Source organism: Microbacterium sp. zg-Y625 (genome assembly GCF_030246925.1).
Lineage (GTDB): Bacteria > Actinomycetota > Actinomycetes > Actinomycetales > Microbacteriaceae > Microbacterium > Microbacterium jiangjiandongii.
Genome location: NZ_CP126740.1, coordinates 211,636 through 224,208, shown reverse-complemented (window position 1 = coordinate 224,208; position 12,573 = coordinate 211,636). Strand labels below are relative to the sequence as shown.

Here is a 12,573-nt window from a genome sequence, read left to right as displayed (position 1 = left end):
GCTCCTGCACCGCGGGCTGATTCCGCACCCCCTCCACAACGGGGGTCGGGCTGCTCCGACGCCGGGAGCGCCGGAGCGCCACGCTGGCGACATGACCACGATCGTGAAGGCGGCGGATGCCGCGCACTTCCTCTCGCTGCTCCCGGCGATGCTCGGGTTCACCCCCGTGCGCAGCCTCGTGCTGGTCCCCTTCCGGGGGTCCCGCAGCATCGGGGCGCTGCGGCTCGATCTGCCGCGCGACGGCACCGATCTCGACGCCTTCGCCGCCACCTGCCTCGGAATGGTGTGCCGCGTGCCGCACGCCGACGCACTGGCCGCGGCGGTGTTCTCCGACGACTCATGCGCGAAGGGCCTGCCCGGCTCGGCGCTGCTGGCCGGCATCCGTGGCGCCGCCGACGCGTGCGGTCTGCGCGTCACCGATGCCCTGAGCGTCGGGAGCGACGGCTGGGGCTCCGCCCTCGATCCCGACTGTCCTCGCGGCGGGCGACCGCTCGCGGCGCTGGCGCTGCCGGCACCGGTCGCGACCGCGCCGGGCGATCAGACGACCGGTGCGGAGCTGCCGTCCGTCCATCCGAGACAGGCCGAGGCGGTGGCCGCCGCGCTGCGCGCGGTGCGTGCGGCGCTGCGGGACCTGGGCGAAGACGAGGCCGAAGGCCCCCCGCGACGGGGGCGCCGGCGCATCCATCCGGAGGCGCTGGCGGTGGTCGAGCGACTCGATGACGTCGTGGCGTGCTTCGAGCAGTGTCTCGATGCCGACCCCGAAGCGTTGGCGCCCTTCGACGCGGCGCTGCTGCTGTGGTGTCTGTCACGCCCGGCGCTGCGGGATGTGGCGATCGTGCAGTGGGCCGCGGACGCACCCCGTGGCATCCGCGCGCTGGAAGCGCAGCGCCGGTGGGAAGAAGGCGCGGAGTATCCGGCGGACCTTGCGATGACCATGTGGGGCGACGGCCCGCGGCCGGACCCCGTCCGACTCACCCGGGCGCTCGACCTCACCCGGCGCCTTGCCGCCCTCGCGCCGCGCGCTGCGCGCCCGGGCGCGCTGGCCACCTGCGCGTGGCTGTCGTGGGCGCTCGGCCGCTCGACCCACGCCGATCGGTATGCGCGCATGGCGGCCGACCTCGACCCCGGCCACGGCCTGACGCAGATCGTGCGTGCATTCGTGGCTGCCGGGCACCTGCCCGACTGGGCGTTCCGCGCGGGGTGACCGGCATGGGCTGCCCGCCTGGCTGCGGCTACTTGACGAGCGGGAAGAGGATCGTCTCGCGGATGCCGAGACCGGTGATCGCCATCATGAGCCGGTCGATGCCCATGCCCATGCCGCCCGTGGGAGGCATGGCGTGCTCGAGGGCCCGCAGGAACTCCTCGTCCACCCGCATCGCCTCGTCGTCGCCCTGCGCGGCGAGCTTGGCCTGCTCGACGAAGCGCTCGCGCTGGATCACGGGATCGACGAGCTCGGAGTATCCGGTGGCCAGCTCGAAGCCGCGGATGTACAGGTCCCACTTCTCCACGACGCCCGGGATCGATCGGTGCTCGCGTACGAGCGGGCTCGTGTCGACGGGGAAGTCCATGACGAAGGTGGGGCGGGTCAGACCGCCCTTGACGAAGTGCTCCCACAGCTCTTCGACGAACTTGCCGTGCGTGGCGATCTTCGGCGGCACCTCGACGCCGACCTCGGCCGCGAAGGCGCTGAGCTCCTCGACGGACGTCTGCGGCGTGATGGTGCGCCCGGATGCCGCCGACAGCGACTCGTACATCGAGATGCGGTCCCACTCGCCGCCCAGGTCGTACTCGGTGCCGTCGGCCCAGGTGACCGTGGTGGAGCCGGCGACGGCGATCGCGGCGTTCTGGACGAGCTCCTGGGTGAGGTCCGCGATGCCGTTGTAGTCGCTGTAGGCCTGGTAGGCCTCGAGCATGGCGAACTCGGGGCTGTGGGTGGAGTCCGCGCCCTCGTTGCGGAAGTTGCGGTTGATCTCGAACACCCGGTCGATGCCGCCGACGACGGCGCGCTTGAGGAAGAGCTCCGGCGCGATGCGCAGGTACAGGTCGGTGTCGAACGCGTTGGAGTGCGTCACGAACGGGCGGGCGGCGGCGCCGCCGTGCTGCACCTGCAGCATGGGCGTCTCCACCTCGACGAACCCGTGCCGGCCGAAGGTGTCGCGCAGGCTGGCGTTCACCTTGGCGCGCGCCAGCACCGTGTCGCGGGCCTGCGCGCGCGTGATGAGGTCGAGGTAGCGCGAGCGCACCCGGCTCTCTTCGCTCAGCTCGGTGTAGAGGTTGGGCAGCGGCAGCAGCGCCTTCGCGGCGATCGCCCACTCGCGCACCATGATCGACAGCTCACCGCGGCGGCTGGAGATGACCTGGCCGCTGACGAAGACGTGGTCGCCGAGGTCGACGAGGTCCTTCCACGCCTGCAGCGACTCCTCGCCCACCTCGGCGAGCGACACCATCGCCTGGATGCGGCTGCCGTCACCGGCCTGCAGCGAGGCGAAGCACAGCTTGCCGGTGTTGCGGCTGAAGACCACGCGGCCGGCGACTCCGGCGACGACACCGGTCTCGTCGCCGGGGGCGAGGTCGGCGAACCGCTCACGCAGCGCCGGAATGGTGTCGGTGACGGGCACCGACACCGGATAGGCGCCACCGGCGGCATCCTGGCGCTCGGCGATCAGCCGTTCGCGCTTGGCCAGCCGCACGGCCTTCTGCTCGAACACGTCCTCCTCGAGGGCATGTTCGGGGGGCGTCGACGACGGCTGTTCAGTCACAGGGGGCTCCTTGGAAAGTCGCCTTCCAGTCTACCGGCGGGCTCGCGTGGACCCGCCGGGCTGCGACGGCACCGTCAGTGAGCCGCCAGCCGACCCCTGAGCGCCTCGCCGGCCTCGCGCATGAGCGCCAGCGCCCGGTCGCGCGAGTCGGTGCCGCGCGGCCAGTTGATGAGCACCGCATAGGCGATCCGCCGCGTGGGCGACATCACGAGACCCACGTCCGCGCGCACCGACAGGAGGGTCCCGGTCTTGTTCCACAGCCAGACGTCGCGATCGAAGGCATAGTGCGCCAGCGGGTCGAGGTTGAACACCGACGCCACCATCGACAGATCCATCCCTGCCCCGAGCCAGCGCTGCAGCAGGTCGGCCGACGGCCGGGTGAGGTCCTCGGCGAGCGCCGTCCGCCGCACGAACCGTACGAGCTCGGCGGCCGTTCCGTGCGAGAGCGTGCGCGGCACACCCGGCGGCAGCGGCCAGCGCACGATGTCATCGAGAGCCGAGTCGCGGTATCCGAGGGCCCGTGTGTGCTCCTGCACGACCGGCAGCCCTATCACCCGGCAGAGGGTGTTGGTCGCGGCGTTGTCGCTCACCGCACCGATGAGCACGGCCACATCGTGCAGCGAGAGCGTGTCCGCCTGCAGCAGGTGCCAGAGGCCGGACTCCTCGATGCGCTCGACGGGACGCCGGGTCACGGTCTCCTCGAGGGTGCGCCGGCCCTCGTCGACCTCTGTGAGCAGCCGGTGCAGCAGGAAGACCTTCCCCACGCTGGCGGTGTTGAGCACGAGCTCTGGCCGATGCTCGAACACCACGGTGTCGTCCTCGAGGTCCACGGCGAGCGCGCTGATGCGCAGTCCCGGGATCTCCTCTTCCGCCTCAGCGAACCCGATGCTCATACCACCGCCCTTTCTGTGCGGTCGCGGTGCACGGCCAGATGCGCGACCCGTTCACGACGGCTCTCACTGCGCCGGCTCGTCGTCGCGGGCGCGACCCGTGACGTGCGCCCGCAGGCCCTCGCCGATGGTCCGCATGGCGTCGAGCACCGGGGCGCGCAGGTCCTGCGGGGAGTCCTTCCAGTTCGCCGCGACCGCGTACGAGACCCCGGCCGCCGGGCCGCGCAGGTGCCCGACGTCGATGCGCGCGAACGACGTCGATCCGGTCTTGTGGCGCAGCAGCATCCCCTGATACTCCGCCTCGGCGTGCGCGAGGGGATCCACCAGCAGCGCGTCGGCCACCATCGAGGTGTCGGTGTCGGCGGCCAGCCAGGTCATCACCTGATCGCTGACCGCGGGCGAGATCACCTTCCCCGCCGCGAGGCGGTGCATCAGGTCCGCCAGCTCGGCGCCGGTGCCGTACGACGGCGTCCACGGCAGGTCGGGGGTGCGCTCGTTGCGGATGTAGTCGTGCAGCGACGTGCTGCCGTATCCGAGCGCCGGTGCGACGGCCCGCACCGCGTCGAGCCCGCACAGCGCCAGCAGCGCGTTGGTGGCGAGGTTGTCGCTGACCGCGCCCACCAGCAGCGCGGCGTCGTGGACGCTCAGGCGCGGGTCACGCATGCGGTAGAGCAGGCCGGAGTCGGCCACGACGTGCTCGGCGGGGATGTCGATACGACGATCCGGATCGACGTCGCCCGCCTCGATGCGTCGGGCGACCTCGATGAGAAGGAAGACCTTTCCGACGCTGGCCGTCTCGCACATCTCGTCCGGCGCGTGCTCGGCCAGCACCGAGCCATCGTCGGCGAGCACCCGCACCGACCATCGCGCCCGCGGGTCCAGCCGCGGCAGCGAGATCACGCTCATGTCGCCCCGCCCACCGTCAGCCGGGCACCGGACTCGCCGGCATCCAGCACGCCGTCGACGTTGAGCGGCACGCTGAGGGCCTCGGGATCGTGCCCGAAGCCCTGCTCCCAGAGCACCGGCACGCCCAGGCCGCCGAGATACTCCTGCATGAGCGCGCGGACGGCATCCGGCTCGGCGCACTTGTGCCACGACCCCAGCACGATCCCCGATGCGCCGCGCAGGCGTCCCACCCGCAGCAGCTGCAGCAGGAACCCGTCGAGGCGGTAGACGTCCTCGTCGATGTCCTCGAGGAACAGGATGCCGTCGGGCACCTCCGCCGCCTCGGGCGACCCGAGCGCCATGGCCAGCAGGGAGAGGTTGCCGCCGGTGAACCTGCCCGTCGCGGCGCCCGCAGCGAGCACCTCGGTGCGCGGACCCACGATGCTGCGCCCGCCCCACGGCTCGAACAGCCACCGGCGCACGTCGTCGCGCACCGACGGAGCATCGCGGAACACGTCGTTGCCCGGCATGGGGCAGAAGAGGGTGGGGACGTCCAGGTGCACGCGGAACGCCTCGTGCAGGGCCGTGACGTCCGACGAACCGGTGAGCAGCTTCGGGCGCCCATCGCGCCGCAGCGCCGAGCGCCGCATGTGGGCCCAGTCGATGCCGTCCAGCAGCCGCATGGCGCCGTAGCCGCCCCGCAGGCACACGACGGCGTCGGTGTCGGGGTCGCACCAGGCGTCGACGAGGTCCTGCCGACGGGCGTCATCGGGGCCGGCGAGGTACCTCGCCCTCGGGTGCGGGACGAGCACGTGCTCGCCCGCCACCACGTCCAGTCCCCAGTCGCGGTAGTAGCCGATCGCCCGTTCCAGGCTCTCCGCGGTACCGGGCCCCGAGGGTGAGACGAACCGCACGCGGTCCCCCGGTTTCAGCGGCGCCGAGGCGAGGTACGCCGCGCGGTCGACCTCGAGCGCACGCGCACCGGTACTCACGCGATGGTCCGGTCGATGGTGGGCGCCGCGGCCAGCAGCTGACGCGTGTAGTCGTGCTGCGGGTCCAGCAGCACCTGCTCGGTGGGGCCGTACTCGACGATCTCGCCCTGGTACATCACCGCGACGGTGTCGGCGATGTTCCACGCCAGCCCGAGGTCGTGGGTGATCACGAGCGCGCTGAGCCCCAGGCGATCGCGCAGCGACAGCAGCAGGGAGAGGATCTCGCCGCGGGCGGAGGCGTCCAGCGACGCGACCGGCTCGTCGGCGACCAGCAGCTGCGGCCCGACCGCGAGCGCGCCCGCGATCACGGTGCGCTGCCGCTGGCCGCCCGAGAGCTCCTGCGGAATGGCGGTGAAGAAGTCCTCGGGCGGGGTCAGCTCGGCGTCGGTGAGGCTCTGCGCCACGCGCTGGGTCTCGTCGCCGCGGTAGCGCTGCACCCGCAGTCCCTCGGCGACGGACTCGTACACGCTGAGCTTCGGGTTGAGCGCGGCGGTGGGGTCCTGCAGCACCATCTGCACCTCCTTGCGGAAGGCCTGCAGCCCCTTGCCCTTGCGGGGCAGCTCCTGGCCGCGGAAGCGGACGACCGATCCGGGGTCGGCCTGCTGCAGGCCGACGAGGGTGCGCGCGAGCGTGGTCTTCCCCGATCCCGACTGGCCGACGAGGGCGAGGATCTCGCCACGGCGCACCACGAGGTCGACGTCCTTCACCGCGCGGGCGGACCGCGAGCGGCTGTGGAAGGTGACGCTCAGGCCCTTCGCCTCCAGCAGCACCTCGTCGGTCATGGCGCTCGGCTTCACGTCGGATGCCACGGCGGCGCGTTCCCGCCGGGTGACCGGGTTGCGCCGCGACGCCGGGTCGCCGATGGTGGGGAACGCGTCGGCCAGCTGTCGCGTGTACGGATGCTGCCCCTGCGTGCACACCGTCCGGGCCTCTCCCACCTCGACGACCTCGCCGCCCCGCATGATCGCGATGCGCTGGCAGGCGGTGGCCAGCACCGACAGGTCGTGGCTGATCATGAGGAGCGAGATGCCGCGCTCGACCACGAGGCGGCTGATCATCTCGAGGATCTGCTGCTGCACGATGACGTCCAGCGCCGTGGTGGGCTCATCGGCGATGATGATCTCGGGCTCGCAGGCCAGCGCCATCGCGATCATGATGCGCTGCTTCTGCCCGCCCGACAGCTCGTGGGGGTACGACTCCGCCTTCTGCGGCGGAAGGTCCACGGCCCGCAGCAGATCCGCGACCCTGCCCTTGCGGGCGGCCTCGGTCTTCCATGCGTCGGTGACGTGCAGTTCGAGCGCTTCGAGGATCTGCGCACCGACGGTGCGCACCGGGTTCAGCGAGTGCATGGCGCCCTGGAAGACGATCGAGGCATCCGCCCAGCGGAGCGCCCGCAGCTTGCCGAAGCTGAGTTCGGTGATGTCGGTGTCGCCCACCACCACCCGCCCGGTGAGCCGCGCATTGCTCGGCAGCAGGCGCAGCACACTCATCGCGAGAGTGGACTTGCCGGAGCCCGACTCCCCGGCGATGCCGAGGGTGCCGCCGGCGGGGAGGATGAGGTTGACGCCCCGCACCGCGGCGATCTCGCCGCGGCCGCCGCTCCGGCCGGAGGTGGAGTAGGTGATCGAGACGTCTTCGAAGGTGAGGTCGGGCATGTCAGCGGCTCCGCAGTGTCGGGTTGACGATCGTCTCCACGGCGCGGCCCACCAGGGTGAAGGCGAGCACGACCATCACGATCGCGACGCCGGGCACGAGGACGTACCACCAGTACCCGCTGGTGGCCGCCGAGACGTCCATCGAGTTGCGCAGCACGGCCCCCCAGGACTGCAGCGTCGTGTCGCCCAATCCGAGGAAGGCCAGCGTCGACTCCGCGATGATCGCCGAGCCCACCGTGAGGGTGGTGTTGGCCAGCACGAGCGGCAGCACGGCGGGGAGCAGGTGCTTGACGATGATGTGCCAGTGGCCCGCGCCGAGCACGCGTGATCGCTCCACGTAGTCGCGCGATTCCACCGAGAGGGTCTGCGCGCGCACCACGCGGGCAGTGCCGGCCCACGAGGTCAGCCCGATGGCGATGACGATCGTCCACACCCCCCGTGAGAGCACCGTCGACAGCACGATCGCGAGGATCAGCGACGGCAGCACGAGGAAGAAGTCGATCAGCCGCATGAGCAGCGCGCCGGAGAGCCCGGTGAAGTGCCCGGCCGCAATGCCGACGACCGTCCCGATGATCATCGACATGGCGGTCGCGGCGAAGCCGACCAGCAGCGACACCTGCGCACCCCACAGCATGCGCACCCACAGCTCGCGACCCTGATGGTCGGTGCCCAGCGGGTGCTCCATCGAAGGCGGAGCGAACCGGGGCGAGTCCATGACCTTCGTCACATCCAGCATCCAGGCCGGCGCCAGCACCGGCGCGAGCATGGCGAGCGCGATGATGACCACGAGGAACACCAGCCCCACCATCCCGGCCCGCTGACGCGAGAACTCCCGGCAGAACTGGCCGAACGCCGCACGGCGCCGCGCCCACGCCATGCTGCGCGGCGAACGGGATGCCACGTGCGCGCTCATCCGCGCCTCACTCTCGGGTCGAGCCGTCGATAGATGAAGTCGGCGATGAGGTTCATCACGATGATGACCGCGGAGAAGACCACGAAGGTGCCCTGCAGCAGGGGCAGGTCGGGGCCGCTGATCGCTTCGAAGGTGAGCTTGCCCAGACCCGGCCACGAGAAGACGGTCTCCACCGTCACCGCACCGGCGATGAGGCCGCCGATGTGCAGGAACATCAGCGTGACCGCCGGCAGCAGTGCGTTCGGCACCGCGTGGCGACGGCGCACGAGGTCATCGCGCAGGCCCTTCGCCCGGGCGGTGGTGAGGTAGTCCGCGCTCTTCTCCTCCATGAGCGAGGCGCGCATCACCATGACGTACTGCGCGTAGACGACGGCGACCATCGTCAGCACCGGCAGCACCATGTGGGCGGCGACGTCGAGGATGCGGGCGAACAGGTCGGCGGGCGGGTCGGGCGACGTCATGCCGCCGGTCGGGAACCAGTGCAGCGTGCCACCGAAGACCATGAGGAGGATCAGCGCCAGCCAGAACGTCGGCACCGACCACAGCACGAGCGCCATGCCCGAGGTGATCCTGTCGAACAGCGACCCCGGCCGCCAGCCCGCCTTCTGTCCGAGCCAGAGCCCGAGCGCGATGGCGAGGACCGCCGAGGTGCCGGTGAGCAGGATCGTGTTCCAGAAGTACTGGCCGATGAGGGACGAGACCGACGTCTTGTACACGTAGCTCTCGCCGAAGTTCAGCGTGAAGACGTTCACGAGGTAATCGACGAACTGCTGCCACAGCGGCTTGTCGAGCCCCATCTGCAGCCGCAGCTGGGCGATCTGCTCGCTGCTGAGCTGCCGTTCGCGGGCGAGGGTGGCGACCGGGTCGCCCGGCAGCACCTTGAAGGCGAAGAATCCGAGGAGGATCACCATCACCATGCTCACTGCCGCGCCGCCGACCTTGGTGGCGAAGTAGGACAGCGCCGAGAGGCGGCGGGGCGCTGCGCCCGCGCCGGTCTCAGCCAGCAGGATCTCCTCGGTGGGCGGCACCGTGCTGGTCATGGGGCTCTTCCCTCGAGGACGGGCGGACAGGGGCCGCCGCGGCGGTCGGCGGATCGCCGCGACGGCCCGCTGGTCATTCGACGTCGGCCATCTTGCGCCGGCGCACCAGGACGAAGATCACCGCACCGGCGATCACGAGCGCCACGATCACACCCGTGACGATCAGGCCGGTCGGCACACCGCCCTCCTCCGCCTGCTGCGCGCCCTCCACCGGCTCGACGGTGAGGAAGCCCCAGTAACCGGCCTGGCTGGCGATGATGCCGCCCTCCTTCGGCTGCAGGGTGAAGCCGTCGAAGCGGTCCGAACGGTAGGCCTCGAGCGAGTGGGCGTACCACGTGGCGATCTGGGCCGTGTCGGTGTAGTTCATCGCCAGCATCTCGCGGACGATCTCACGACGTGCGTCCTCGTCGAGCTCGGAGCGCTGCTGGGCGTAGAGCTCGTCGAACTCCGGGTTGCAGTACCCGTCCTGGGTGGTGCCGCCGGAGCCGTCGGTTCCGGTCGGAAGGGTCGAGCACAGGTTGATCCCGAGCTGGTAGTCGGGGTCGGGGTTGATGCTCCAGCCGCTGAAGTAGAGGTCATAGTCGCCCGACACCGAACGCGCGCTGATCGTGTCGCCGTCGGTGGACTCCACCGCGATGCGCACGCCGATCTCCTCCATCCACGGCACGAAGTACTCGGCGATCGACTGCTCGGTGAGGTCGTCGGCATCCACCAGCAGGCGCAGCTGCAGCGGGGTGCCGTCCTTCTCGCGGATCCCGTCCGCCCCCTCGGTCCAGCCCGCTTCCTCGAGCTTTGCCATGGCCGCCTCGGGGTCGTACGACATGATGACCTCGTCGTCGGCGGGGAGGGCCCACTTCGGGAACGACGACGGGATGAAGCTGGTCGCCGGTTCGGCGCGCCCCTCCATCACGCGCTCGAGCAGCGTCTCGGTGTCGGTGCCCAGGCGCAGCGCCTGGCGGACGTTGACGTCCTTCAGTGCTTCGCTGCCGGTTCCGTAGGGCTGCCCGTCGCGGGTGACCGTGCCGTGGTTGATGCTGATGGAGTGGTAGCGGCGCCCTTCACCGGAGTGGGTGGTGATGCCGTCGACGCCCTCGAGCGCCTGCAGCTGCGTGGGGGTGAGACCCGAGACGAAGTCGACCTCGCCGGCACGCAGCGCCTGCACCTGCGCGTCGGAGTTGGTGTAGTAGACGTACTGGATGCGGTCGATCTTGGGGGCGCCCTGCCAGAAGTTCGGGTTGGCGCGCAGCGTGATCGACTGGTTCGCGCTGTAGCTCTCCAGCAGGTACGGACCCGAACCGACGACATCCGCATCGTTGGCGAACGTGGCGGGGTCCTCGATCTCCGACCAGATGTGCTCGGGCACGATCGGCACCTCGGTGCCGGGGTTGGGCGCCTGCGGGGTCTTGAGGTTGATGACCACCGTCTTGTCGTCGGGGGCCTCGACGCTCTCGAAGTTCGACACCAGGTTGCCGTTGGCGACCGCCAGCTCGGGCACCGTCATCATCTGCTCATAGGTGTAGACGACGTCTTCGGAGGTGATCGGCTCGTCGTCGGACCACACCAGGTCGTCCTGCAGCGTGTAGACCCAGGTCGTGCCGCCGTCCTCGACCTCCCAGCTGTCGGCCAGGCCCTTGGTCGGCGAACCGTCCTCGGCGCTGTTCTGCACGAGGTACTCGTAGACGTAGCGGTTGATGTTGGTCGGCGTCAGATAGATGGAGACGAACGGGTTGAACGTGTCGACGAAGCCGGACGTCGCGATGCGGAAGGTCGTGGCGTCGGCTTCGGGCGACGGCGTCGATGCCGTGGCGTCCAGGCGCGCCGGGGAGGTCGAGTCGGCGTGGGCGGCGCCGACCGGAAGCGCGATGAGCGCGGCTGCGGCGACCACCCCCAGCGCCTGCCGGGCGCGGGTCCGAGGAGGAGTGGGCATGAGGGTTCCTTTCATCGAGAACCTGGCCTCGGCGCGCGGGGCCGACGATGGACTACATAGAACCCCATCGTGGAGGACGGGGTCAACGTATTTGTTCCCGATACCGGCGGCCGACGTGGGATTTCACACGACTGTTACATGCCGGACGCGCGCGCAATATCGGCGGAAAAGGGGGCAATCCTCGGCGCGGATCGGCATTAGGACGCAGACTGCCCAGCTCGCCGTCGCTGGGTTCAGCAGAATGTGTCTCGCCGGCGCCGCAGGACGAATCGATGACTGAGCGCTGATCCGTTACGGATGTTCGTGTTCCTGCTCTTCGGTGAGCAGCACCGCCTCCAGCAGATCGATGCGCTGCTCGAGGGAGGAGAGCAGCACGTGCTCCGAGAGCGCGTGCGCGCCCCCGCCGCGGGGGCCGAACCCATCGACGGTGGGAACGCCGAAGTTGCCGACCTGGTTCGTGTCGCCCGCGCCGGCGGCGGGACGGCCTTCGATCTGCTGGCCCAGCGGCTCGGCCCGTCGGGCGATGCGGGCCAGCAGCGCCTCGTCGGCCGCGCCGGCCTGCCACGCCGGGCGACGGCTCAGCACGGTCCACTCGACCGCGGCATCCTCACGGATCGGCTGCAGCCCCCGCACCGCCTCCAGCACGCGCTCCTCGGTGTGCGGGTCGACGAAACGCAGTCCGATCTCGGCCTCGGCCTCGGCGGGCACCACGTTGGTGCGACCGCCGCCGCGCACCGCGCCGACGTTGCAGAGCACCTCGGTGGCAAGCTGCGGATCCGCGGCGATGCGGCGCAGCGCGACGAGCTGATCGACCAGCTCGTCGATCGCCGAGACCCCGCGGTGGGGATCCAGCGCCGCGTGCGCGGCCCGCCCGCGCACCGTGAGCTTCAGCCGGGTGCTGCCGCGCCGGCCCACCTTCAGCGCGCCGTCGGGATGGGGGGACTCGAACCCGATCGCGAGGGCGGCGCCCTCGGCGGCATCCCGCAGCACGTCTTGGGTGGTGGGCGAGCCGATCTCCTCGTCGCAGACCACCACCACCCGCACGGCGCGATGCCGGCGGCCGGCGAGGCGCTCGGCCGCCGCGATCATGACGACCAGTCCGCTCTTCATGTCGTAGACGCCGGGGCCGCGCACGGTGTCGCCGTCGACCGTCCACGGCAGATCTGTCTCGAGCGTGCCGCGGGGCCACACCGTGTCGCCGTGACCCACCAGCAGTGCCGGCGCTCCGGCGCCGTCGAGGTCGGCGATGAGCGTGACGCCGGCGTCGGTGCGCACCGTGCGCACGCGCGCGCCCACGGCCTGCCACCACCGTCCGAGCAGGTCGGCGATCGCCTCGCTGGCGGGCACATCCAGCGACGGCGATTCGATGCGCACCAGGCTCTCGAGCCGGCCGAGCGCGGTCTCCCGCTCCGAGGCGATGTCCATAGGACCCCTTGAGATTTTCCTTTTACGAAACATATCCAGTCTTGCCCTGCCAAGGAAGGTTGGATAATTTCGGTCCGAGCAGCCCCT

Annotated in this window: 10 protein-coding genes; 1 reads left to right on the top strand and 9 read right to left on the bottom strand. The window is 70.8% G+C overall.

The genetic code is table 11. The features are described 5' to 3' along the window. Positions 1–91 precede the first annotated feature (91 nt). Complete coding sequence (locus QNO14_RS01035) at positions 92–1,204, top strand: DUF4192 domain-containing protein (protein WP_257507046.1); 1,113 nt, start codon at positions 92–94, stop codon at positions 1,202–1,204. Positions 1,205–1,232: 28 nt separating this feature from the next. On the opposite strand, the gene lysS is transcribed toward QNO14_RS01035, so the two are convergent. From lysS to QNO14_RS00990, 9 genes are all read right to left on the bottom strand, one after another. After that, entirely contained in the window at positions 1,233–2,759 is a 1,527-nt protein-coding gene (gene lysS, locus QNO14_RS01030) for a lysine--tRNA ligase (RefSeq protein ID WP_257495403.1), read from the bottom strand. A 74-nt stretch (positions 2,760–2,833) separates the two neighbouring features. Next, complete coding sequence (locus QNO14_RS01025) at positions 2,834–3,652, bottom strand: serine hydrolase (protein WP_257507047.1); 819 nt, start codon at positions 3,650–3,652, stop codon at positions 2,834–2,836. 63 nt (positions 3,653–3,715) lie between these two features. Further along, a complete protein-coding gene (locus QNO14_RS01020) occupies positions 3,716–4,555 on the bottom strand; it encodes a serine hydrolase (protein ID WP_257507048.1) in 840 nt (279 codons plus the stop codon). Then, complete coding sequence (locus QNO14_RS01015) at positions 4,552–5,526, bottom strand: S66 peptidase family protein (RefSeq protein ID WP_257507049.1); 975 nt, start codon at positions 5,524–5,526, stop codon at positions 4,552–4,554. The genes QNO14_RS01020 and QNO14_RS01015 overlap by 4 nt, the downstream gene beginning before the upstream one ends. Then, positions 5,523–7,181 (bottom strand): ATP-binding cassette domain-containing protein, encoded by a 1,659-nt coding sequence (locus tag QNO14_RS01010; protein WP_257507050.1) that lies wholly within the window; start codon positions 7,179–7,181, stop codon positions 5,523–5,525. Before QNO14_RS01010 ends, QNO14_RS01015 begins: the two co-directional genes overlap by 4 nt. A gap of 1 nt (position 7,182) precedes the next feature. Next, a complete protein-coding gene (locus QNO14_RS01005) occupies positions 7,183–8,094 on the bottom strand; it encodes an ABC transporter permease (RefSeq protein ID WP_257507051.1) in 912 nt (303 codons plus the stop codon). After that, the gene (locus tag QNO14_RS01000) at positions 8,091–9,134 is read right to left on the bottom strand and encodes an ABC transporter permease (protein WP_257495397.1); all 1,044 of its coding nucleotides are present in this window, start codon (positions 9,132–9,134) and stop codon (positions 8,091–8,093) included. Before QNO14_RS01000 ends, QNO14_RS01005 begins: the two co-directional genes overlap by 4 nt. A gap of 73 nt (positions 9,135–9,207) precedes the next feature. Then, complete coding sequence (locus QNO14_RS00995; RefSeq protein ID WP_257495396.1) at positions 9,208–11,061, bottom strand: ABC transporter substrate-binding protein; 1,854 nt, start codon at positions 11,059–11,061, stop codon at positions 9,208–9,210. Positions 11,062–11,352: 291 nt separating this feature from the next. Further along, complete coding sequence (locus tag QNO14_RS00990) at positions 11,353–12,486, bottom strand: M20/M25/M40 family metallo-hydrolase (protein ID WP_257507052.1); 1,134 nt, start codon at positions 12,484–12,486, stop codon at positions 11,353–11,355. Positions 12,487–12,573 lie beyond the last annotated feature (87 nt).